The sequence below is a fragment of the Primorskyibacter flagellatus genome, from assembly GCF_014638275.1.
GTDB classification, from domain to species: Bacteria; Pseudomonadota; Alphaproteobacteria; order Rhodobacterales; family Rhodobacteraceae; genus Pseudooceanicola; species Pseudooceanicola flagellatus_A.
In genome coordinates, this window is record NZ_BMFJ01000002.1 from 77125 (window position 1) to 99555 (window position 22431).

Genomic DNA, 22431 nt, shown 5'->3' on the forward strand with positions numbered 1-22431 from the left:
CGCCCTATCAACCCGCTTGCGAGTCCCGCCGGAAACCCCTGTTTTACTGGGCCGCCCGCATCCGCCACCACGCCGCCGCCCCGCCCCGCGCCGCTGTTTGCGCAAACGGGCGTTCACGAAACATTGCGATTCCCCCGTGCCGGAGCGGGCCCGACCCGGCGCCGGACATGGCAGCCCCCGCCGACCCGGGGGGACAGGCCCAAAAGTAAACCCGTTTGCCACCATTTCGCCGCATTTTGGCGCGCTGCGCCGGCGACCTGTATGCAACCACCCGTTTTCACGCCGGTTTTCAGGAAACAATGCGTTTCGGTACGTAAAGCACCTAGCCACATTCTCGCCCGAATTGTTAAGGTGACGCGAGTTCGTTCACTTCTTTGCACGTCGAGTATCGGCGGGCGCATACCGACAGTCCGGGGGCTGCCATGGGTTTTCTTGCACTTCTTCTTTTCGCGTCTTTCATCGGGCTGATCGCCGACTCCGGCGACGACGACACCGCCGCCACGCCCGAGGAACCCTCGGGCGATGATCTCGTCCCCGGCCAGCTGTTCTGGGACGGCACCGAAGGCGACGACACCTTCGAACACGACGGCACCGGCATCATCCGCGGCCTCGCGGGCAACGACACGCTCGAGGTCAGCAATTACACCCGTGCAGAGGGCGGCGCCGGAGAGGACAAGATCACCGTCAACGACACCTCCAAGGGCTATGGTGGCTCCGGCGACGACCAGATCACGGTCTACAACGCAGGGGTGGGCCATGGCGACGCCGGCGACGACCTGATCAACGCCTTCAACCAGTCCAAGGCCTATGGCGGCGCGGGCACCGACACCATGACCGGCAAGAACTTCGCCGAGATCACCGGCGGCAGCGGCGATGACATCCTCACCGTTTCCAACAAGGCCAAGGCCGGGGGCGGCGACGGCGACGACCTCATCACCACCCGCCAGACCGCCCGTGCCTGGGGCGGTGAGGGCAATGACACGATGAATGCCTTCGGCGACAGCTCCGTCGTCGGCGGGGCGGGCGACGACATGCTCACCGGCAGCGGCAACGCCTACCTGCGCGGTGTCAGCGGCGACGACACCCTGATGCTCAGCGGCAATGCCACCGGCTACGGCGAACTCGACGACGACACCCTCACCGCGACCGACACCGCGTCGGCCTACGGCGGGGCCGGCAACGACTCTCTCACGCTCACCGGCATGGCGAAGGGCTACGGCGGCGCGGGCAACGACGCCCTGACCGCGTCCGGAGACGCAACGGCCGAAGGCGGCGTGAACAACGACACGCTCACCGGCATGGACCGCGCGGTGCTGGACGGCGGCTCAGGCAAGGACACGCTGATCCTGACCCGCAGCCTCAAGGTCGATCCCGCCACCGGGGTCATCGACGGGGTCGAGGCCGGATCGCCCGAAATGATGAACATGACCGCCACCGGCGGCACCGGGGCGGACACTTTCCAGCTTGGCGCCGCCCTGTTCTTCCCGGATGTCGAATTCGTCGGCGGCGTCGAACCCGCGGCAGGCTCTGCGGCCGAGGCCGACTACCTCGCCACCGCCTTCCCGACCGCGGACGACATCGGCACCATCACCGATTTCAACCCCGCCGAGGACACGCTGGTGGTCGAGATCCCCGCCGCCTCGACCGGCTACGAGTTCGACGAACTCACCACCACGCCGGTTGCCGGTGCGACCGCCATCGACCTCTCCATCGTGATGAAGCACTCGACCGACGCGACCCAGCCCGACCTGGTGCGCACCATCCGGCTCAACGGCCTGACCACCTTCGACACCTCGACGGTGGTGATGTTGGACGCACCCCCCGCTGTGCCGGCCCCGGCGGTCTGATCGCCTTCGGAACGACAGAAGGCCCTGCCTGTTGGCGGGGCCTTTTTCGTTGGGGCGGTCGGGTCTGGGTGTGTGGGATGGGAAGGGTCAGTTTTGTGGACATTGCTCACATTGCCTGTTCGATCGATTTGCGGTTTTGTTCGGGGATGACCTCCACTCAGGACATACTTGCAATCGCACTCGCGCAGTTTCCTCTGCCATCAGAAATGTTCCCTCCGGATGGGACATTCTGGCTGACGCTTTATCTCGTTGGCGACCCTGCCCGCTATGTGATGGCCAGGCCCGCCATCGAAGTGAATGGCTGGAAAAATCTGTGCAATCACGATGATTTTGCCGGGTTCTCTTATCCGAAGAAAAAGGTGCGCAACGATGTTGCGGAGGTTCAAGATGTGCTGCAATCGGTGATCGGGACCTGCCACGATATGGACATGGGGATCACCCTGATTGACGCCGACACCGCGTTTGACCCGAAGAGATCAATTTTCAGGACGCTATACAAAGCAGGCTAGCGACCGCCCGCAATGGACCCCAAGCCGGCCTCCCCCCTCAGCCCGCGCCCAAACCAGCCGCAACGCCCACCACCCACCTCACCCGCTCCCCCTCAAACCCGCCGCGCTGGTTCCACCGCCGGGGGCTTCGACGTCAGCCCCTCCAGCACCCGCAGGCCTGATCTCTGCCGCTCCTTCACCCCCGGCCCGGCGGGCATGTGGACCCGCTTGGACGCCTCCACCATCAGCACCCCCCCGGACAGCACCATGGAGAAGGTCCGCCCGACCCGTTCCCAGAACGGCCCGGTCTTGCGCCAGAACCGGCGGTGTGAGGGCGGCTGGTACAACGTGTGCACATGCCGCTCCGGCAGGAAGGAGTGGCGTTTCAGTTGCGCCTCCAGCTGGCTCTGCGAATAGGGGCGGCCGTAGCCGAAGGGCGTCCGGTCCGACCGCGACCACATCCCCGACCGGTGCGGCACGATGAACACCGCCTTGCCACCAGGACCCAGCACGCGCCAGCATTCCTCCAGCAGGTCCGAGGGGTTCTCCGACGTCTCAAGCCCGTGCAATACCACCAGCCGGTCGACGTGCCCGGTGTCCAGCGGCCAGGCGGTCTCCTCGCTCAGCACCGATATGTTCGGCATCCCGGCCGGCCAGGGCATGACCCCCTGCGGTCCGGGCATCAGCGCGACCACCCGCTTGGCCTCCGCAAGGTAGGGGCGCAGCAGCGGCACGGCAAAGCCGAACCCCGCGACCGTCAGCCCCTGCGCCTCGGGCCAGAGCCGGAGGAGTTCGCCCCGCACATGCGTCTGCGCCGCGCGACCCAGGGTCGAACGGTAGTAGAAATTGCGCAGGTCCTGCACGTCCAGGTGCATTGCATCCCGTCCCGATAAGGGGTTCGATACGGAGGACCATAGCAACCGAAAGCCGTTTTGCCATGCCTCTCGACATCGTCACCGTGCCCTGCCGTTCCGACAACTACGCCTATCTCGTCAAGGGCCCCGACGGAGTCTGCATCATCGACGCCCCCGACGCCGCCCCGATCATCGCCGCTGCAGAGGCGCGCGGATGGACCCCCGGCGCGCTGCTCATCACCCATCACCACGGCGACCACACCGAAGGCACCGCCGCGTTGAAAGAGCGTTTCGGCCTTCAGGTCATGGGCCCCAGGGCGGAAGAGGCCAAGCTCCCCCCGCTCGACATGGCGCTGACCGAAGGCATGAACGGCGGCGAGGGCGAGGCCTATACCGTCCCGCTCGACGTGCCCGGCCACACGCTTGGCCACATGGCGTTCCACTTTCCGCGGGCGGGCGTAATCTTTACCGCCGACAGCCTGATGGCCTGGGGCTGCGGGCGGGTCTTCGAAGGCACGATGGAGATGATGCACGCCACGCTTCAGAAACTCGCCGCGCTGCCGCCGGAGACCTTGATTTACTCCGGCCACGAATACACATTGTCGAATATGAAGTTCGCGCTCAGCATCGAGCCGGACAACCCCGACTTGCTGGCGCGTGCCGAAAAGGTGAAGGCGCAGCGGGACCGGGGAGAAGCCACCGTCCCCGTCTCCCTGGCCGAGGAACTGGCGACCAACCCCTTCCTGCGCTGCCACGTTCCGGAGGTCGCGGAGGCCGTCGGACTGCCCGGCGCGACACCGAAGGTTGTGTTCGGCGAGGTCCGCAGCCGCAAGGATCGGTTCTGAAACGCCACAATCTCGGGCCGGAACCCTGTCAAGTCGATAAATGTGATCGGTCTCTCCAAGAAAACCCTTGAAGAACCGCCAGTATCGACCAAACTTTAATACTATGAGGCCATGGTTGACGCCGGGGCCCACCCCCGCGCTCCAACCCAGATCAAAAGGAGCATGCGAGTGCCCTCATTCTCGAATACGCTCGAACAGGCAATCCACGCTGCCCTGGCCCTGGCCAATGCGCGGCGACACGAATTCGCAACGCTGGAACATCTGCTTCTGGCCCTGATCGACGAACCCGACGCGGCCCGCGTGATGAAGGCCTGCTCGGTCGATGTCGAAGACCTCCGCAAGACCCTCCTCGAATTTGTCGAGGACGATCTGTCCAATCTCGTCACCGATGTCGACGGCTCCGAAGCCGTGCCGACAGCCGCGTTCCAGCGGGTGATCCAGCGCGCCGCGATCCACGTCCAGTCCTCCGGCCGGACCGAGGTGACTGGCGCCAACGTCCTGGTCGCCATCTTTGCCGAACGCGAAAGCAACGCCGCCTACTTCCTGCAGGAACAGGACATGACGCGTTACGATGCGGTGAACTTCATCGCCCATGGCGTCGCCAAGGATCCGGCCTACGGGGAAAGCCGCCCCGTCACCGGCGCCGAGAACCAGGAAGAAAACACCGCCCAGTCCAATGCCGCGGCGCCGGAAGGCGACAGCAAGGACTCCGCGCTCGCCAAGTACTGCGTCGACCTGAACGCCAAGTCGCGCCACGGCGATGTCGACCCTCTGATCGGCCGCGAGTCCGAGGTGGAGCGCTGCATCCAGGTGCTCTGCCGCCGCCGCAAGAACAACCCGCTGCTCGTCGGCGACCCCGGTGTCGGCAAGACCGCCATCGCCGAAGGTCTCGCGCGCAAGATCGTATCGGGCGAAACGCCCGAGGTTCTGTCGAACACCACCATCTTCTCGCTCGACATGGGCGCGCTGCTGGCCGGCACCCGCTATCGCGGCGACTTCGAGGAACGGCTCAAGGCCGTGGTGACGGAGCTTGAGGAACACGACGACGCCGTGCTCTTCATCGACGAAATACACACCGTGATCGGTGCCGGCGCGACCTCCGGCGGGGCGATGGACGCCTCAAACCTCCTGAAGCCCGCACTTCAGGGCGGCAAGCTGCGCTGCATGGGATCGACCACCTACAAGGAATTCCGCCAGCACTTCGAAAAGGACCGCGCGCTGAGCCGCCGGTTCCAGAAGATCGACGTGAACGAACCCTCGGTCGAGGACAGCATCAAGATCCTTCAGGGCCTCAAGCCCTATTTCGAGGATCACCACCACATCCGCTACACCGCCGACGCGATCAAGACGGCGGTTGAGCTTTCGGCGCGTTACATCAACGACCGCAAGCTGCCCGACAAGGCCATCGACGTGATCGACGAGGCCGGAGCGGCACAGCATCTGGTTGCGGAGTCCAAGCGCCGCAAGACCATCGGCACGAAGGAAATCGAAGCGGTTGTCGCCAAGATCGCCCGCATCCCGCCGAAGAACGTCACCAAGGACGATGCAGAGGTTCTCAAGGACCTCGAAGCCTCGCTCAAGCGCGTGGTCTTCGGTCAGGACGCGGCGATCGAAAGCCTCTCCTCCGCGATCAAGCTGGCCCGCGCGGGTCTGCGCGAGCCGGAAAAGCCGATCGGCAACTACCTCTTCGCGGGCCCGACCGGCGTCGGCAAGACGGAGGTTGCCAAGCAGCTCGCCGATACGCTCGGCGTGGAACTGCTTCGCTTCGACATGTCGGAATACATGGAGAAACATGCGGTCTCCCGCCTGATCGGCGCGCCTCCGGGCTATGTCGGTTTTGATCAGGGCGGTCTGCTGACCGATGGCGTGGACCAGCATCCGCACTGCGTGCTCCTCCTCGACGAGATCGAGAAGGCGCATCCGGACGTCTACAACATCCTGCTTCAGGTGATGGACAACGGCCAACTGACCGACCACAACGGCCGGACGGTGAACTTCCGCAACGTGATCCTCATCATGACATCCAACGCGGGCGCGTCGGAGCAGGCCAGGGCGGCCATCGGTTTCGGCCGCGACCGCCGCGAGGGCGAGGATACGGCAGCCATCGAACGCACCTTCACGCCTGAATTCCGCAACCGTCTGGACGCCGTGGTCTCCTTCGCGCCGCTCGGCAAGGAAGTCATCCTTCAGGTCGTCGAAAAGTTCGTGCTGCAACTGGAAGCCCAGCTTCTGGACCGCAACGTCACCATCGAACTGACCAAGCCGGCGGCCGAATGGCTGGCCGACAAGGGGTATGACGACAAGATGGGCGCGCGTCCTCTGGGCCGCGTGATTCAGGAAAACATCAAGAAGCCGCTGGCGGAGGAACTGCTGTTCGGCAAACTCGCCAAGGGCGGTGTGGTGAAGGTCGGGGTCAAGGACAGCAAGATCGACCTGCGCATCGACGGCATGGACCGCCCGCGCCTGTCGGGCAACAAGCCGCCGCTGCTGACCGCGGACTGATCCGACACGGCATCGGACATGCAGAAAGGCCCGGCCATCGCGCCGGGCCTTTTCCGTTGCGAGCCGGCAGGAACCGCGCCGCCGTTCCCCCGGTTGCGACCTCAGCCGCAACACGCGCCGCCCCGCGAACCGGCGCGTGACCGCCATCCGCCCCGAAACCACGGCGATGGCCCCTTGCCTTCCGCCCGCCGGACCGGAAGATGACCATATGCGCCCCCTCCTCGCCGCCCCGATCCTCTTCGCCCTCCCCCTCTTCGCCCTGCCCGCCACCCCGCAGGCGCAGCCAACCCTCGCCTTGCCGATCGACTGTACGCCGGGCGACACCTGTTTCCTGCAGAACTACGTCGACCATGACCCCGGGCCCGGTTCGCGCGATTTCACCTGCGCGGGACTCAGCTACGACGGACACAAGGGCACCGACTTCGGCCTACCCTCCCTCTCCGCGATGGAGCACGGAGTGAACGTCCTTGCCTCCGCCGCCGGCACGGTGCGCGGGGTCCGGAACGACATGATCGACCGCGCCTACACACCCGAGGAGGACGCCCGCATCGACGGAAAGGACTGCGGCAACGGCGTCGTGATCGACCACGGCGAAGGCTGGGAGACCCAGTATTGCCACATGCGCCGGGGCTCGGTCCGCGTCCGCAAGGGCCAGCAGGTCGAAGCCGGTGAGGTGCTGGGCCTCGTCGGACTGTCGGGCCGGACACAGTTCCCGCACGTCCATATCTCTGTCCGCCGGAACGGAGAGGTCGTGGACCCCTTCACCCCCGATGCCACACCCGACACCTGCGGAGCCGGGGCGGGCCGGACGCTCTGGCAGGACGATCTCGGCTACCAGTCCGGCGGCGTGATGTCCGCCGGTTTCGCAACCGCCATCCCGGACTATGACAGCGTCAAGGCCGGGACCGCCGGCGTCGCGGCACTGGCATCCGACGCCCCGGCGCTCGTGATCTGGGGCTTTGCGTTCGGCGGGCGGCAGGGCGATGTGCTCGACCTGCGGATCGACGGGCCCGGGGGCCGGGTTTTCGACACCCGGCAACTCATCAAGAAGGATCAGGCCCAGTTCTACCGCGCCGCCGGAAAGAAGCTGCGCGCCCCGCTCCCTGCCGGGCAGTACACCGGCACCGTCCTGCTGATCCGCGATGGCACGACGATTGGCGAGCGCAGGGTCGAGGCGGTGGTGCAGTAGCCCCACCCAACTCCCGCCGTCATCTTCGTGCTCGACCCGAGGCTCCCTCCCCCCGGGACCCTTAGGCCCACCCCGAAGGCGACACCGACCAGACGACAGGTCAACACAACCACCCGCGCTCCCCTCCCCCTGCAGGGGCGGGTCAGGGGGGCAAAGGGACAGTCGGCGAGAGGGTAATGGGAGAGTCGGCGAGGGGGTAATGGGAGAGTCGGCGAGGGGGTAATGGAAGGGTCAGGGAGCCGGTACGCCCCTCCCCCCTAACGCTCCGTAAACTTCAGCTCGATCCGCCGGTTTGCCGCGCGCGCCGCAGCCGTATCGCCCGCGGCAATCGGCTGATACTGCCCGAACCCGTTGGCCGACAGCCGCGCCGGCGGGAAGCCAAGGAAATCCGTCATGTAGCGCACGACCGACAGCGCACGGCCCTGGCTCAGCTCCCAGTTGTCGCGGAACTGACCGGAGCCCGAGAGCGGCACGTCGTCCGTATGTCCGTCGACCCGCAGCACCCAGTCCACGCTGTCCGGGATCTGCCCCGCAAGATCCCGCAGGGTCGCCGCGATGGAGGCGATCTGCTGCCGCCCCTCCTCCGACAGGTCCGCGCTGCCGGGCGCAAACAGCACCTCTGACGAAAACACGAACCGGTCGCCCACGACCTGCACGCCTTCCTGCCCGGCGAAGACGTCGCGCAACTGGCCGAAGAACTCGGATTTGTAGCGCTCCAGCCGGTCGCGCTCCTCTTCCAGCCGCTTGCGTTCGGCTTCCTCGAGCTGGCGCCGCCGCCGCTCCTCCGCCGCCTTCTGGGCAAGCGCCTGGTTCAGGTCGGAGCCGAGGTTCTGGATCTGCACCTGGTTCGCCGCATCCCGGTCCTTGTAGTCGTCAAGCAGCCCCTGAAGGCTGGCCAGCTGCGCCCGCATCTGGGCGACCTGCTGGTTCAGCAGCGTCGTCCGCCGCGCCGCCTCGGCCGAGGTCGCCTGCTCCGTCTCAAGCTGCTGGTTGGCCTGCCGCAGCAGGGTCGCACGCTGTTCCGCCGCGCTCATCTGGTCCTTGAGCGCCTGATCCGCCGCCACCTTCGCCGCGAGCGCCGCCGCCAGCTGGCGCCGCAATTCGTCACGGTCCACGGTCTGCGCCTCTGCCGCCTTCTGCGCCGCCAGCGCCACCGCCAGACGTTCGCGCAGATCCGCCAGCGCCTCTTCGGACTGCGCCCTGGCCGCATCGCGTTCGGCCGTGGTCCGTTCCACCAGCGCCTCCAGCGTCGCGATCCGCTGTTCCAGCGTGCCGTCGCGGGTCGCGGCGGCCTCGACCTCCGCGCGCGCCTCTTCCAGCGCGGTCTCCAGCGCGGCCTTGTCCTGTCGCAGCGCCTCTGCCGTTCCGGTGGCGTCCAGCGCCCCGGCCAGCCGGTCCTGCAATCCCTGCGTTTCCGCCTGCGACCGGGCCAGCGCGGCCTCCAGCGCGACGATCCGCAGTTCCGCCTGATCGACAGCGTCGAGCCGCCCGCCAAGCTCCGCCTGCGCAGCAGCCAGCGACGCACGCAGCGTCTCCTCCCTCTCTGCCGCCTCGGCCCGCGCGCTATCGAGATCGTCTTTCAGCCCGGCCTGCGCCTGCTCCGCCGCCTCCGCCCGCGCCTGCACGGCCGACGTCGCGGCCTTCGCATCCGACAGCGCCGCGTTCAGCGTGGCGATCTGCGCCGACAGGTCGCTCTGAAGCCCCTCCCGCTCCGCATCCGCCGTCGCCAGCGCCTTCTCCAGAACGCCGATCCGCGCGCCGAGCTCCGCCAGTTTAGCGTCGCGATCCTCCACATCCGACAGCGCCGCCGCGAGATCGGCCTCAAGCCGCGTCAACTGACCGGAGGAGGCCTCCTGCCCCGCCTCCACCTCTGCCAGACGGGTCCGCGACTGTTCCAGCGCCGCCGCCGTGTCGTCGGCCTTCAGCAGCGCCGCCGCCAGCCGCAGTTCCAGATCGTCGCCCGCCGTCTCCGCCGCTGCGAGAAGGGTCAGGGTTTCTTCCGCCTTCTTGCGCTGCGCTTCCAGCGCCATGGTCATCGCGGTCAGCTCGCTGTCCGCCGTTTTCAGCTTTTCCCGCAGGGCCTCCGCCGCCGCGGCCTCGGCAATGCGCGCCTTCTCCTCGTCCGATAGCGTCGTCTCAAGCTCCGCCACCCGGTCCGACAGGGCCCCGCGCGCTTCCTCGCCCTCCTCCGCCTGCCGGTTCAGGTCCGCGATCAGCGCCTCCAGCGCCTCCCGCCGGGCCGCTGCGAGACGCGCCGCCTCCGCGCCCGCGTCGATTTCCTCGCGCGCCTGCGCCAGCGCCAGTTCCAGCGCCTCCTTGTCCGACACCAGCGTATCCCGCTCCGTCGTCAGCGCCGCGACCGTGCCCTGCGCCTCGTTCCGCTGCGCGAGAAGCGACGCGACCTGCGATTCAAAATCCGTGATCTGCGCCTGCGCCGCCCTCAGCGCATCCTCCTGCGCCGCCCGTTCCTGCGTCAGCGACGCGATCAGCAGCGACTGCGCGTCGAGGTCCGACTGCGCCTGTTCCAGCGATCGTGACGCCGTGCCAAGCTGCCCCTCCAGCCGGTCCGCCCGTTCCCGCGACAGGCCCAGAGCCCGCGACAGGGACGCGACCTCGGAGCTCAGCTGGTCCAGCTCGCTCTCCTGCCCCGAGATCGTCTCGCGCAGGACGAACTGCACGACCATGAAGATCGTCAGCACGAAGGTCAGCACCATCAGCAGGCCGGTCACGGCGTCCACGTAGCCGGGCCAGATCGACCCCTGGAACCGGTTGCCTGATCTGCGGGACAGCGCCATGGATCAGCCGTCCCGGTCCGTCGGCTTGCGGGGGGAGGCAAAGGGCGCCAGCGGCCGCTTGTCGCGCGGTGCCGCCGTCGGCGCGGGCCGACCAAGCGCGCGGCCAAGTGCAGCGATGTCGGTGCGCAGTTCCGCCATGGTCTCCTGCCGCCCGGCCGAAACCTCCTCGAGCAGGCGCAGCATCTGCACGTCGATCGACCGCAGGCGCATCCGGCTTTCCGCGTCCAGCCCCTCGCCCGATGTCTTCTCCTGCAGCGCCTCGACCAGCGCCTCCTGCCCGCGCGCGACGCGCAACATGGTTTCGCCAAGCGGGCCGCTGTCGCCAAGCCGGTGGAAAAGACGCTCCACGTTGTCGACCAGATGACCCATTTTCTCGTCCAGCATGGCGCGGTTCATGTCCGACTGCTGGTACATGACCTGAAGCGCGTCGATCTGGTCGTTCAGCGTGTCCACCACGGCCGAGAGCACCTGCGTATCCGTGCCGCCATGCCCGTCGCCTTCGGCGCTGGACAGCCCGATGCGGGTGATGGTCGACAGCCATTCCTCAAGCTCCCGGTAGAACCGGTTCTGCCCGTGCCCGGCAAACAGCTCCAGCAGGCCCACGACCAGCGACCCAGTCAGGCCGAGGAGCGAGGATCCGAAGGCCACGCCCATCCCGCCAAGCTGGCTCTCCAGCCCCTTCATCAGCCGGTTGAACACGTCGAGGCTCTGCTCCCCCTCCTGCGGGGCAAGGCTGCGGATCGTGTCGACCACCGCCGGAACCGTCGTCGCCAGCCCGTAGAACGTACCCAGAAGACCAAGGAAGATCAGAAGGTTGACCAGATAGCGCGTGATCTCCCGCGCCTCGTCCACCCGCGTCGCCACCGACTCCAGGATCGAAGACGTGGAGGCCGAGGACAGGTGCATCCGCTTGGACCGTGACCTGAGCAGGGTCGCCAGCGGGGCCAGCAACTGCGGCGCGCTGCGCCCGTCCGCGTCCACGGTGCCCCGCGCGAAGGACTCGATCCACCGGACGGAGGCGACAAGCTGCGCCACCTGCCAGAAACAGGCCACCACGCCGACAAGGAAGACAAAGGCGATCAGCCCGTTGAGATACGGGTTCGATTCAAAGATCGGCATCACGCTCGGCGCGGCGAACACCGCGGCGGTCGCCGCCAGCCCCAGGGCGACGAGCATCAGCACGACCTGGCGGACGGGTTGTGAAAACTGCGGCTCGGCCTCGCGGTCCGGCTGGTCCATGCGGACAGCTCCCGACACTATTTTAACTGCGGGCAGGCTAGGGGTTTTGCCCCTTTAAGCCAAGCGTTTATCCACAATCTCGCGCACCAGTGCAGAGAGGTGATCCAGTTCCGCATCAGCGATCCCGAGCGCAGAGAGATGTGCCGCCGTCTGCCAGAGGTAATCGTGGTTCGGACCCTTCCCGCCATGCGCGCTTGCGATGATCCGCGCCTGATCCTCCAGCGTCAGCGACGCGCAATACTGTCGGTGGTCGCGGTCGATGACATAGGCCAGTGCCTCCACCTGCCGGCCGTCGTCCAGCCGCGCGGGCAGGCGCACCTCGCGATAGGCCGAAGACACCAGTTCCCGCTCCCTCAGCGCGGCGAGCACTGCCTCCTGCCCCGTATCGGGCAACCGGAACGCCACGCCCCGGCAGACGCCGCCCTCTGCCGCGTCCAGCGCCAGCACCAGACCCGGCTCCGCCTCGCTGCCCCGGTGGTGGATCGAGGACATGCAGAAGCTCCGCCGGTAGCCCTCCACCGTCGCGATCCCCCGGTCCGCCGGTTCGAACTCCGGGTTCCAGATCAGCGACCCGTATCCGAAGACCCATTCTGCCTTGCCGTTCCCCGACATCTCTCTGGTCCTTTTCCCTGCCGGACCTATAACCACCCCGGACCGCTGAAGGAAGGGACGCCCGTTGAAACGCCTGCTGATCGTGATCCTCGTCGCTTCGGGCCTCTGGTTCGGCTACTGGTTCGTCGGCGCCTATACCGCGCGCCAGGGTTTTGCCAACTGGTTCGAAACCCGCCGGGCCGAGGGCTGGGTCGCCGACTACGCCGACTTCGCCCTGCGCGGCTTCCCCAACCGTTTCGACGCGACCTGGACCGACCTGACCCTCGCCGACCCGGACACCGGGCTGGCCTGGGACCTGCCGCTGTTCCAGATCCTCGCCCTGTCCTACCGCCCCAACCACGTCATCGCCGTCTGGCCGCACGAGATGCAGATCGCGACGCCCGAGGAAAAGTTCACCCTGACCAGCGACGCCCTGCGCGCCTCTCTCCGCCTGTCCGGCAGTGCGCTGGAGCTTGAGCGCGCGGTGATGGAAGGGACGGCCCTGCGCCTCTCCGGTGCGGAAACGGCGGCGATGGAGGACCTCCACCTTGCCGCCGAACGCACCGGCGACGCCACCTACCGTTACGGCATCCGCGCCACCGGCATAACCCCGCCCGCCGCGCGCCTGTCGCAGCTGGTCGGGACAGAGGCGCTGCCGGAGACGATGCAGCTGCTCTCCCTCGACGCCCATGTCACCTTCGACAAGGCATGGGACCGGACCGCAATCGACATCGCCCGCCCGCAGCCCCGCCGGATCGACCTCACCGCGTTCGAGGCCGCCTGGGGTGTCATGCGCATCCGTCTCGCCGGAAAACTGGATGTGGACGAGGCAGGCCGCGCCACCGGCGACATCGCCCTGCGCGCCGAGCGCTGGCGGGACATGCTGCAGATCGCACAGGACTCCGGCGCCATCCCCGAAGCCGCTGCCAGCGCGATCACCGCCTTCCTGGGCATGGGCGCGCAGTCCTCCGGCAATCCCGACGCGCTGGACGTGACGGTCACGCTCAGGAACGGCACCGCCTTTCTGGGGTTCATCCCGCTTGGCCCGGTGCCGCCGATCCGGCTGCGTTAACGGCAGTAGCTGCCCGACCTGTACCGCGCCGTGTCGAAATGGAAATGGTCGCGGTGGAAGCTGTTGGCATTCGGGCCCAGCACCGTCCCGAAGGGCCCGCAGGCCGCCGCATGAATCTGCCGCAGCGGCTTGGCATCCGCCTTCGCGTTCCACCCGTCCAGCACCGAAATCCGGCTGCCGTCCTTCATCGTGAAACCCGCGACATCGATCGCCCGGCCCTTCCCGTGTTCGGAAATACGCTCACCCTTCTGGTTGTTGCGCGTCCGGCAGGCGTAATGCGCCACCACGCGGATCTGCGACACCCCGCCGCCGCGTTTCTTCAGCGCCGGTTTCGCCCCCTTGTCGACCCACCTTTTCAACGCCTTGGCGGTCGTGCAGTCCATCACCGCATGGGTCGACAGCCCGACGCCCGACACGGAACTGACCCGCACCGCATCCTCCACCCCGCAGCCCGCGATCGGCCCGGGCACGCGACCGATGGACACGCCCTGTATCTCCACGTCGCCGCAGACCGCACCGCGCGCCCGCGCCGCCGACTTCGCACGCCCCTGCTCCTCGATCTGCGGGGAGCGCGGCTTGGGACGCAGCGCGCCGAACAGGCGGAATTTCTTCTGGGGCGCGGCATCCGGCGCGACGCCCACATCCTGCGGCCGCGCCACCGCGCCCGGCACCGCAGGCGGCTGGATCACCGGACGTTCGGGCGGGCGGATCGCGGCGGCCCTGTAGGACGGCTGTGTCGAAGCGGCGGGGGCGGACGTATCCGTTCCGGCCGGTTCTGCCTGAACAGCCGGCGGCGCCACGCTGATCGACCCGTCGGGTTCCGCCCGTGCCACCGGTCTCAGCGACTTGGCCGGAGGCTTTGCCACCGCTGCCCCCGTCACCGCGACGAGGCACAGCAGAAGCGCAGCCAGCCGTCTCACCGGGTGCCTTTCGTACGTCCGAAATCCGGAGCCGAGGTATCCTGCCCCGCCTGGATGATCCCCCGCCGGATCGCGCGGGTTCGGGTGAAATAATCGTGCAGCAGATCGCCGTCACCCGTCCGGATCGCCCGCTGCAGCGCGAACAGCTCCTCGGTGAACCGGCCGAGGATCTCGAGCGTCGCGTCCTTGTTGGTCAGGAACACGTCGCGCCACATCGTCGGGTCGGAGGCCGCAATGCGGGTGAAGTCCCGGAACCCGGCGGCGGAGTACTTGATGACCTCGCTGTCCGTCACCCGCCGCAGGTCGTCCGCCACGCCCACCATCGTGTAGGCAATCAGGTGCGGCGTGTGCGAGGTCACGGCCAGCACGAGGTCGTGGTGATCCGGGTCCATCACGTCCACATTCGCGCCCATCCCCTCCCAGAGCGCGCGCAGACGCGCCACCGCTTCCGGATCGGCGTCCTCGGCGGCGGGGACGATCAGCAGCCAGCGGTTCTCGAACAGTTCCGCAAAACCCGATTCCGGCCCGGAATGTTCGGTGCCTGCAAGGGGATGCGCGGGGATGAAGTGGACGCCCTCGGGGATATGCGGCGCCACCGCCTCGATCACCGACTTCTTGACCGACCCGACATCCGACACCGTCGCACCCGGCTTGAGGTGCGCACGCATCTCCTCCGCCACCGGCCCCATGGCCCCGACCGGCACGCAGATTACGACGAGATCCGCGCCCTCCACCGCCTCGGCCACCGACTCGCAGACCCGGTCGCACAGCCCGATCTTCCGCGCGGTGTCCCGCGTTCCGGCCGACCGCGCATAGCCCGTGACCTCCCCGGCCAGACCCCCGCGCTTGATTGCCCAGAACATCGACGACGCGATCAGGCCCAGCCCGATCAGGGCAACCCTGTCGTAGACCACACTCATCGCGCGCCGCCCTTGAACTGGCCGATGGCATGGGCGACCCGGCGGCAGGCGCTTTCGTCGCCAACCGTGATGCGCAGGCATTTCGGCAGGCCATAACTCGACACGATCCGCACGATAAGCCCCTGGGATTTCAGGTAGGCATCGGCGGCCAGCGCCTCCTCCTCGCTTGCGAACCGGGCGAGGATGAAGTTCGCGCAGGACGTGTCGGACGGCACGCCATGCTCTGCCAGCGCCTCTGCCATCCAGGCGCGCAGGCGGGTGTTGTTCTCCCGCGATTTCGCCACATGCGCCTGGTCCTTCACCGCCGCCTCGGCCACCGCAAGTTGCGTGTTGGACAGGTTGAAGGGCTGGCGCACCCGGTTCAGCACATCGATGATCGGACGCGGCCCGTAGCCCCAGCCGATCCGCAGACCGCCCAGACCGTAGATCTTGGAAAACGTCCGAGTCATCACGACGTTCTGCCGCGCATCGACCAGCCGCGCGCCGCCGTCGTAACCCTCGACATACTCCGCATAGGCCCCGTCCAGAACGAGGATCGCCTGCGGCGGCAGGCCGTCCGCCAGCCGCGCGACCTCGTTCCCGCCGATCATCGTGCCGGTCGGGTTGTTCGGATTGGCCAGATAGACCAGCCGGGTCCTGTCGGTACAGGCGGCGAGGATCGCGTCGACATCGACCACACGCTCCCGTTCGGCCACCTTCACGGGCGTCGCGCCAACCATCTGCGCGATGATCGGGTAAAGCGTAAACCCATGTTCGGTATAGACAACCTCGTCGCCCACCCCGGCATAGGCCTGGGCGATCATGGTCAGGATCTCGTCCGATCCGACGCCGCAGATGATCCGGTCCGCATCCAGCCCGTACTGCGCCGCAAGGGCCAGCCGCAGCGCCGCATGGTCGGTCGAGGGATAGCGGTGCAGGTCGTGCACGGCGCGCTGGTACGCCTCACGCGCGGCTTCCCCTGCGCCATAGGGGTTTTCGTTCGAGGACAGCTTCACCACGTCGGACTGCCCGGCGATATGGCTCGCCCCGCCCTGGTAGAGCGCAATTTCCATGATGCCCGGCTGCGGCGTGATCTGGTCCGTCATGATATCCCCCGTGATCAGGTTCTCTTATCCCGCGCCTCGCCCCAAGACCAGACGTCCTTTCCCCTGCGCGCCCCCTCCCGGCCTGTCGGATACGCGCGCAACTTTGTCACACCGGCGCAGGACGGACGACCTGACTGTATCTTATACCCGTCCACACCACCGGACAGGAGATCCCCATGTACATCGCCCTCGTTGATTTCGGCGTCACCGACCCCGCCGCCGCCGAAGCCCTGCTGACCCGTGACTGCGCGCAGGCCCGCGCCATGCCCGGCAATATCAACTACCGCGCCCTGCGCGATGTCGAGGATCCCGCGCGCATGGTCATCCTGCACCGCTGGACCGACAAGGCGGCGTTCGCGGCCTACATGGCCTCCGACCTCTTCGCCGGCCTCGCGCCCGCCATGCGCGGCCTGATGAACGGTGCCCCGACCAGTCTCAGGATGACGGCGGAGGAGGACGTGACAGTCGCCGGATAGGTACTAAACTCCCGGTATCGCTGAAAAAGGATCGCCGCCATGCTTGTCACCCTCCTCGCGCTCGCCTGCCTTCTGGGCTTTGTCCACATCTCGGCCGCGATCATGGTCGAAACCCGCATACGGGGTGCCGACTGGAACGCGGGACCGCGGGACGAAACCGCGACCGACCTGCCGCCGATTGTCGGACGGCTGCAACGCGCGCAGGCCAACTTCCTGGAAACCTTCCCGTTTTTCGCCGCGCTCCTGCTGGCCTGCATGATCGCGGGCCAGCCAGACTGGCGCGCGGTGACGGGCGGATGGATTTACCTCATCGCCCGCGCCGTCTACCTGCCGCTCTACGCGAAGGGCACGCCGAAGGTCCGTTCGCTGGTCTGGATCGTGTCGATCCTTGGCATCCTGCTGATTGGCTGGGCTGCGGTCCTGCCGTGACCGACGCAGGTCAGGACCATGTTATTCATGGGAATTTCCCTGCCGGTGGTCCGATCGAATTCTGCTCGGACCACCACTACCTGCTCTACGCCCGCGAGGGTCTGCTGCATCTGGACGACGACGGTCGGCGGTGGAGCCTGCCGCCCGCCCGCGCCGCCCTGATCGCCGCCGGACGGACCATCACCTTTCGCCTGCCGCGCCCCGTCGTGGCGCTCTCGGTCCTCTTCACGCCGGACGGCAGGCCGCCCGCGTCCGCCCTGTCGGTCTTTGCGATGCCACCCCTCGCCCGCGCCCTGCTGGAGGAGCTGAGGCAGTGCACCGGCGGACCCGCGGACCCGCACGAAACCCTTCTGTTCCAGACACTTCGCAGCACGGTCTGGCGTCTTTCCCATGGCCCCGCCCCCTTGCATCGCCCCACGGGCCACAGTCCGCTGGTGCGCCGCGCGCTGGACCGGACGGAGGCGACGCTGGCCGAAGACCCCACCTTCGCCGCCCTCGCCCGCGACCTCTCCGTCACCGGACGCACGCTCGCCCGTCACATTCTTGCGGAAACCGGCATGACATGGCGGGCCAACCTGCGCCGGATGCGGGTGATGCGGGCGGTCGACCTGCTGGCCGCGGGACCCGGGAGCGTGACGGAGATTGCGCTGACCTGCGGCTACACGTCCCTCTCGGCCTTCAACGCGGCCTTCCGGGATCTGACCGGGATGACTCCCTCCGAATACCGCGACAGCCTCCGCTAGACCGGCGGCGGATCGCAGGTGTCCGCGGCCAAAAAATGACCAGATTGACGAATCTGGTCATTTGGTCATTTCTGGGCACACCCGGACAGGAGACCTCCATGACCCGACCCCTCACCGTGATGACCGGCGCGACCTCCGGTTTCGGCCGCCACACCGCGCATGCCCTGATCGCCGCCGGCGACCGCCTTGTCGCGACCACGCGGGGCGCGCCCGGACCGGAGGGGGCGGAGATGGTGATGCTGGACCTTGCCGATCTCTCCGCTGTCCGTCGCGCGGCAGAGGAGATCGGCACCCGCGCGGCGGGACAGCCAATCGCACGGCTGCTGCTGAACGCCGGGGGCAACCTGCGGATGGATCCGACCGTCGACGGGTACGAGGCCAATTTCGCTGTGAACCACCTGGCCCATTACCTGCTGCTCCGCCTGCTGCTGCCCCGCCTCGCGCCCGGTGCCGTGGTGATCCTGACGACCTCAGGCACCCATGACCCGGCGGAGGGCACGCCGATCCCCCCGCCCCGCCATGCCGACGCGATGCGGCTGGCACACCCCGACACCGACCCGGAGCGCGATGCCTCGGTCGGCAAGGCGACCGGCCGGGCCTATGCTGCCGCCAAGCTGGCCAACCTGATGACCGCCCGTGCCCTGGCTGACCGCCCCGAAGGCCGGGGCCTGCGGGTGATCGCCTATGCCCCCGGTCCCGTTCCCGGCACCGGGCTGGTAAGCGGGCGCGGCGGGCTGACGGGCGTGATCTGGCGGCGCTGCGGTCCGCTTCTTCGTCTTCTGCCGGGCACACACAGCCCGGAGCTGGCCGGTGAGACGCTGGCACGGCTTGCGCTTGGCGATGCCACCCCGCCCGAAGGCCGGGTCTATGCCCTGCTGGAGGGTGGACGGCTGACCTTTCCGGACCCGTCGGTGCTGGCACGCGATGATGACGCGACCCGCAAAATGTGGGAGGACTCGGCCCGTCTGACAGGATGGACCGACCCATGAGCGACGCGATCAGAGACACCGACACCGGAATCGGCAGCAAGCCCGACAAGCGCAGCGCGATCCTCGACGCTGCCGCCACCCAGTTCCTGACCTACGGGTTCCGCCGCACCAATGTCGGCGACATCGCGGACGAGGCCAAGCTGGCCAAGGGCACCATCTACCTGCACTTCCAGTCCAAGGAAGACCTGTTCGATGCACTGGCCCGGCACCTGATGGACCGTTTCCTCGTGACCGGGCGGACCGCCCTGCACGGCGAAGGCCCCCCGGCGCGCCGCCTGACCGCCTATCTCGACGCGGTGATCGGAGAGCCGGGCCGCCTGCTGGCCGCCAGCCCCCATGCCGCGGAACTGATGGAAAGCAAGCAGGCCCATATCGCGGAGCAGCTGCGCCGTTACGACCTGACCATCCAGCGCGACGTGCGCATGGTCCTGAACGCCGCGGGGTTGCCTGAGTCCGCCGCCGACCTTGTCATCGCCGCCGCCCATGGCCAGAAGAAACTGAGCCGCGACCCGCAGGCCTATCGCAGGCAGCTGGACCTGCATCTCTTCTTCCTGCTGGAAGGGCTGACGCGGCGGCCCCGCCCCTGATCGTTCAGGTCAGACGTTCCAGCACGTTCCGGAAGGCCCAGGGGTTCGCTTCGTCCAGATCCTCGGGGAACTGGGTCTGGCGGTCGGTCAGCGGGGTCCAGCTGGTATAGTGCCCCTCGACCGGGCCGAGGTAGGGGCGCTGCACCTCGAGACACCGGCGGTGGTCCATCTCGTCCGTCTCGACAATCCCGGCCTCGGGGTTTTCCAGCGCCCAGACCATCCCCGCCAGTACGGCGGAGGTGACCTGAAGGCCGGTGGCGTTCTGGTAGGGCGCGAGCGTCTTCGTCTCCTCGTTCGACAGGCGCGACCCGTACCAGAGCGCGTTCTTCTCATGCCCGTAGAGCAGCACGCCAAGTTCATCGATGCCGCTTTCGATCTCGTCCACGTCAAGGATGTGATGCGCCTGCTGGATCTGGTTCGATCCGAACATCTCGTGCAGGGACAACACGGCGGCGGCGCAGGGGTGATAGGCGTAGTGGCAGGTCGGGCGGAACTCCGGCGCGCCAGGATCGCCGACGGTGTAGTAGTCCGCGATGGAGATCGCCTCGTTATGCGTGACCAAGAAGCCGAACTGCGGCCCCTCTGTCGGGCACCAGGTCCGCACGCGGGTGTTCGCGCCGGGCTGTTCCATCCAGATCGCCGCGCGGCAGCCGGTGTCGTAGCCATGTGCATTGGCCGGCATCCAGTCCTCTGCCGTGCCCCAGCCCAGTTCGGCGGGCTGGAAGCCTTCGGCGATGAAGCCCTCAACCGACCATGTGTTGACGAATTGCCCGGGTTCGCGTGGCGCAAGCCGGACCTGGGTGTCGCGTTCGGCGATATGCACGCCCTTCACGCCAAGCCGCTGCATCAGTGCCGCCCAGTCCTGCCGCGACTGCGGATCCGCCGCGACGCCGATGTCGCGCGCCAGAACCAGAAGCGCCTCCTTCACGAACCACGAGACCATGCCGGGGTTCGCGCCGCAGCAGGAGACCGCCGTGGTTCCGCCCGGATTGGCGGCCTTCTCGTCCCGCACCGCCTGCCGCAGGGCATAGTTGGTGCGGGCGGCGTTGTCCTCAGTCCCGAAGTAGTAGCCTGCCCAGGGCTCCACCACCGTGTCGATGTAGAGCACGCCCATTTCGCGGCAGAAGCGGATGAGATCGAGCGATGAGGTATCCACCGACAGGTTGACCACGAAGCCCTTGCCCGGTTCGATCAGCGACCCGAGCAGATCGCGGTAATTGTCCTGCGTCACCGCCCGCGGTTCGTGGCGATAGCCGGTCGCGGCGATGTCACCGGCGAGATCCGGGTTCGGTTCGACGATCACCAGCCTGGACCGGTCGAAATCGAAATGACGCTCGATCAGCGGCAGGGTCCCCCGCCCGATGGAGCCGTAGCCGATCAGCACAACGGGGCCGTCGATCTTCGCATAAACGGGGTGGGTCATGGCGGGTCTCCTGTCGTTCCGGGCCGGGGGCGCGCGTAAGATATCCGACCGTTCCTGCAACGCCAGCCCCCGCCAGACAAGGGAGAAGCCGACGAAACCCCGCATTTCCCCGCCCGCGCGGCAAAATCGCGCGGAAGTCATCCAGGTCAACCGCCCCCGCTTGTCCCGGCAAGGGCGCGAACATATCATGAACACATGCCTCTGTCCCTGTCCGAAAAACTGGCGATCCTGTCCGACGCCGCCCGCTACGACGCCTCCTGTGCCTCCTCCGGCACGTCGCGCCGCGATTCCCGTTCCGGCGGGCTCGGCTCCACCGAGGGGTCCGGCATCTGCCATGCCTACGCGCCGGACGGGCGCTGCATATCGCTGCTCAAGATCCTGATGACCAACTTCTGCATCTACGACTGCGCCTATTGCGTGAACCGCGTGTCATCGAACACCCCGCGCGCCCGGTTCACGCCCGAGGAGGTCGTGACGCTGACGCTGGAATTCTACCGTCGCAACTATATCGAGGGGCTGTTCCTGTCTTCTGGCATCATCCGGTCTCCGGACGCGACGATGGAGGCGATGGTGCAGATCGCCCGGTCGCTGCGGGAGGAACACGGGTTCAAGGGGTACATCCACCTCAAGACCATTCCCGATGCCGCGCCCGAACTGATCGACGCCGCCGGGCTCTACGCCGACCGGCTGTCGATCAACGTGGAGCTGCCGACCGAACAGGCGGTGAAGACCTACGCGCCGGAAAAGTCGCCCGAAACCATCCGGTCCGCCATGGCGCGCGTGAAGACGGCGCGCACCGCCGCGAAGGACCGCACCGCCACCGGAAAGCGCCCGCCGAAATTCGCCCCCGCCGGCCAGTCCACCCAGGTCATCGTCGGCGCGGACGGATCGACCGACGCGACGATCCTTGGCCAGTCGACGCAGCTCTACGGGGATTACCGCCTGCGCCGCGTCTACTATTCCGCCTTCTCGCCGATCCCCGAAAGCTCTGCCCTGCTTCCGTTGATCAAGCCGCCGCTGATCCGCGAGCACCGGCTGTATCAGGCCGACTGGCTGATGCGGTTCTACGGGTTCGACGCGGCAGAGATCACCTCTGCCCGGCCTGACGGCAACCTCGATCTCGACCTCGATCCGAAGCTCGCCTGGGCGCTGGCCAACCGGCACCTGTTTCCGGTGCAGGTGCAGACGGCGGAGAAACCGCTGCTGCTGCGCGTTCCCGGTTTCGGCACGAAGACCGTGCAGCGCATCCTCACCGCGCGCCGACACCGGACGCTTGCCTGGGACGACCTGAAGCGGATCGGCGCGAATCTGAAATCCGCCGCCCCCTTCGTCACCCTGCGCCACTGGTCGCCGGGTGCGCTGACCGACAGCCTCGCCCTCCGCGCCCGCTTCGCCCCGCCGCCGGAACAGCTTTCGCTCTTCTGACTTCATCTTGCC

General features: G+C 67.5%; 20 protein-coding genes. 12 read left to right on the top strand and 8 right to left on the bottom strand.

The genetic code is table 11. The features are described 5' to 3' along the window. The first annotated feature begins 422 nt into the window (after positions 1–422). Complete coding sequence (locus IEV87_RS14610) at positions 423–1847, top strand: calcium-binding protein (RefSeq protein WP_188478530.1); 1425 nt, start codon at positions 423–425, stop codon at positions 1845–1847. A gap of 77 nt (positions 1848–1924) precedes the next feature. Next, complete coding sequence (locus IEV87_RS14615; protein WP_188478531.1) at positions 1925–2356, top strand: hypothetical protein; 432 nt, start codon at positions 1925–1927, stop codon at positions 2354–2356. A gap of 92 nt (positions 2357–2448) precedes the next feature. On the opposite strand, the gene IEV87_RS14620 is transcribed toward IEV87_RS14615, so the two are convergent. Continuing rightward, a complete protein-coding gene (locus IEV87_RS14620; RefSeq protein ID WP_188478532.1) occupies positions 2449–3210 on the bottom strand; it encodes a methyltransferase domain-containing protein in 762 nt (253 codons plus the stop codon). A gap of 62 nt (positions 3211–3272) precedes the next feature. Here IEV87_RS14620 and gloB point away from each other — a divergent pair, with 62 nt between their 5' ends. From gloB to IEV87_RS14635, 3 genes are all read left to right on the top strand, one after another. Then, on the top strand, positions 3273–4034 hold the full coding sequence (gloB, locus tag IEV87_RS14625; RefSeq protein WP_188478533.1) for a hydroxyacylglutathione hydrolase: 762 nt from the start codon (positions 3273–3275) through the stop codon (positions 4032–4034). 168 nt (positions 4035–4202) lie between these two features. Continuing rightward, positions 4203–6536, top strand: coding sequence for an ATP-dependent Clp protease ATP-binding subunit ClpA (gene clpA / locus IEV87_RS14630; RefSeq protein WP_188478534.1), 2334 nt, complete (start codon positions 4203–4205; stop codon positions 6534–6536). Between the two features lie 208 nt (positions 6537–6744). Beyond that, positions 6745–7725, top strand: a complete 981-nt coding sequence (locus tag IEV87_RS14635) for a M23 family metallopeptidase (protein WP_188478535.1) — start codon at positions 6745–6747, stop codon at positions 7723–7725. Positions 7726–7982: 257 nt separating this feature from the next. Here the strand turns inward: IEV87_RS14635 and IEV87_RS14640 are convergent, their stop codons facing one another. From IEV87_RS14640 to IEV87_RS14650, 3 genes are read right to left on the bottom strand one after another with little or no spacing between them, the layout of a single operon-like run. After that, positions 7983–10520 (bottom strand): peptidoglycan -binding protein, encoded by a 2538-nt coding sequence (locus IEV87_RS14640; protein ID WP_188478536.1) that lies wholly within the window; start codon positions 10518–10520, stop codon positions 7983–7985. Between the two features lie 3 nt (positions 10521–10523). After that, entirely contained in the window at positions 10524–11759 is a 1236-nt protein-coding gene (locus IEV87_RS14645) for a biopolymer transporter ExbB (protein ID WP_188478537.1), read from the bottom strand. Between the two features lie 54 nt (positions 11760–11813). Continuing rightward, entirely contained in the window at positions 11814–12371 is a 558-nt protein-coding gene (locus IEV87_RS14650) for a gamma-glutamylcyclotransferase (RefSeq protein ID WP_188478538.1), read from the bottom strand. 64 nt (positions 12372–12435) lie between these two features. Here IEV87_RS14650 and IEV87_RS14655 point away from each other — a divergent pair, with 64 nt between their 5' ends. After that, entirely contained in the window at positions 12436–13422 is a 987-nt protein-coding gene (locus IEV87_RS14655) for a DUF2125 domain-containing protein (RefSeq protein ID WP_188478539.1), read from the top strand. Here IEV87_RS14655 and IEV87_RS14660 read toward each other — a convergent pair. The 3 genes from IEV87_RS14660 to hisC are packed head-to-tail and all read right to left on the bottom strand — an operon-like array spanning position 13419 to position 16347. Further along, positions 13419–14342: an extensin-like domain-containing protein gene (locus IEV87_RS14660; RefSeq protein WP_188478540.1), complete on the bottom strand. Its 924-nt coding sequence runs from the start codon at positions 14340–14342 to the stop codon at positions 13419–13421. The genes IEV87_RS14655 and IEV87_RS14660 overlap by 4 nt on opposite strands. Continuing rightward, on the bottom strand, positions 14339–15262 hold the full coding sequence (locus tag IEV87_RS14665) for a prephenate/arogenate dehydrogenase family protein (RefSeq protein WP_188478541.1): 924 nt from the start codon (positions 15260–15262) through the stop codon (positions 14339–14341). The genes IEV87_RS14660 and IEV87_RS14665 overlap by 4 nt, the downstream gene beginning before the upstream one ends. Continuing rightward, positions 15259–16347 (bottom strand): histidinol-phosphate transaminase, encoded by a 1089-nt coding sequence (gene hisC / locus IEV87_RS14670; protein ID WP_188478542.1) that lies wholly within the window; start codon positions 16345–16347, stop codon positions 15259–15261. The genes IEV87_RS14665 and hisC overlap by 4 nt, the downstream gene beginning before the upstream one ends. 176 nt (positions 16348–16523) lie before the next feature. Between hisC and IEV87_RS14675 the strand changes: the two genes are divergently transcribed. From IEV87_RS14675 to IEV87_RS14695, 5 genes are all read left to right on the top strand, one after another. After that, positions 16524–16823 carry a putative quinol monooxygenase gene (locus IEV87_RS14675; protein WP_188478543.1) on the top strand — a complete coding sequence of 100 codons (300 nt, stop codon included), beginning with the start codon at positions 16524–16526 and terminating at the stop codon, positions 16821–16823. Positions 16824–16862: 39 nt separating this feature from the next. Beyond that, positions 16863–17252: an MAPEG family protein gene (locus IEV87_RS14680; RefSeq protein WP_188478544.1), complete on the top strand. Its 390-nt coding sequence runs from the start codon at positions 16863–16865 to the stop codon at positions 17250–17252. Then, positions 17249–17995, top strand: a complete 747-nt coding sequence (locus IEV87_RS14685; protein ID WP_229737646.1) for an AraC family transcriptional regulator — start codon at positions 17249–17251, stop codon at positions 17993–17995. The genes IEV87_RS14680 and IEV87_RS14685 overlap by 4 nt, the downstream gene beginning before the upstream one ends. Before the next feature lie 98 nt (positions 17996–18093). After that, the gene (locus IEV87_RS14690) at positions 18094–18984 is read left to right on the top strand and encodes an SDR family NAD(P)-dependent oxidoreductase (protein ID WP_188478545.1); all 891 of its coding nucleotides are present in this window, start codon (positions 18094–18096) and stop codon (positions 18982–18984) included. Continuing rightward, complete coding sequence (locus IEV87_RS14695) at positions 18981–19571, top strand: TetR/AcrR family transcriptional regulator (protein ID WP_188478546.1); 591 nt, start codon at positions 18981–18983, stop codon at positions 19569–19571. Before IEV87_RS14690 ends, IEV87_RS14695 begins: the two co-directional genes overlap by 4 nt. 4 nt (positions 19572–19575) lie before the next feature. Here IEV87_RS14695 and IEV87_RS14700 read toward each other — a convergent pair whose 3' ends face one another. Further along, a complete protein-coding gene (locus tag IEV87_RS14700; RefSeq protein ID WP_188478547.1) occupies positions 19576–20994 on the bottom strand; it encodes a homospermidine synthase in 1419 nt (472 codons plus the stop codon). Between the two features lie 195 nt (positions 20995–21189). Between IEV87_RS14700 and IEV87_RS14705 the strand changes: the two genes are divergently transcribed. Next, positions 21190–22419, top strand: coding sequence for a putative DNA modification/repair radical SAM protein (locus IEV87_RS14705; protein WP_188478548.1), 1230 nt, complete (start codon positions 21190–21192; stop codon positions 22417–22419). Positions 22420–22431 lie beyond the last annotated feature (12 nt).

Excerpts from the sequence above, each read along its gene's own strand:
- IEV87_RS14610 (WP_188478530.1), top strand. The coding sequence starts at position 423 with ATGGGTTTTCTTGCACTTCTTCTTTTCGCGTCTTTCATCGGGCTGATC.
- IEV87_RS14615 (WP_188478531.1), top strand. The coding sequence starts at position 1,925 with ATGGGAAGGGTCAGTTTTGTGGACATTGCTCACATTGCCTGTTCGATC.
- IEV87_RS14620 (WP_188478532.1), bottom strand. The coding sequence starts at position 3,210 with ATGCACCTGGACGTGCAGGACCTGCGCAATTTCTACTACCGTTCGACC.
- gloB (WP_188478533.1), top strand. The coding sequence starts at position 3,273 with ATGCCTCTCGACATCGTCACCGTGCCCTGCCGTTCCGACAACTACGCC.
- IEV87_RS14635 (WP_188478535.1), top strand. The coding sequence starts at position 6,745 with ATGCGCCCCCTCCTCGCCGCCCCGATCCTCTTCGCCCTCCCCCTCTTC.
- IEV87_RS14640 (WP_188478536.1), bottom strand. The coding sequence starts at position 10,520 with ATGGCGCTGTCCCGCAGATCAGGCAACCGGTTCCAGGGGTCGATCTGG.
- IEV87_RS14645 (WP_188478537.1), bottom strand. The coding sequence starts at position 11,759 with ATGGACCAGCCGGACCGCGAGGCCGAGCCGCAGTTTTCACAACCCGTC.
- IEV87_RS14650 (WP_188478538.1), bottom strand. The coding sequence starts at position 12,371 with ATGTCGGGGAACGGCAAGGCAGAATGGGTCTTCGGATACGGGTCGCTG.
- IEV87_RS14665 (WP_188478541.1), bottom strand. The coding sequence starts at position 15,262 with ATGAGTGTGGTCTACGACAGGGTTGCCCTGATCGGGCTGGGCCTGATC.
- hisC (WP_188478542.1), bottom strand. The coding sequence starts at position 16,347 with ATGACGGACCAGATCACGCCGCAGCCGGGCATCATGGAAATTGCGCTC.
- IEV87_RS14675 (WP_188478543.1), top strand. The coding sequence starts at position 16,524 with ATGTACATCGCCCTCGTTGATTTCGGCGTCACCGACCCCGCCGCCGCC.
- IEV87_RS14680 (WP_188478544.1), top strand. The coding sequence starts at position 16,863 with ATGCTTGTCACCCTCCTCGCGCTCGCCTGCCTTCTGGGCTTTGTCCAC.
- IEV87_RS14690 (WP_188478545.1), top strand. The coding sequence starts at position 18,094 with ATGACCCGACCCCTCACCGTGATGACCGGCGCGACCTCCGGTTTCGGC.
- IEV87_RS14695 (WP_188478546.1), top strand. The coding sequence starts at position 18,981 with ATGAGCGACGCGATCAGAGACACCGACACCGGAATCGGCAGCAAGCCC.
- IEV87_RS14700 (WP_188478547.1), bottom strand. The coding sequence starts at position 20,994 with ATGACCCACCCCGTTTATGCGAAGATCGACGGCCCCGTTGTGCTGATC.
- IEV87_RS14705 (WP_188478548.1), top strand. The coding sequence starts at position 21,190 with ATGCCTCTGTCCCTGTCCGAAAAACTGGCGATCCTGTCCGACGCCGCC.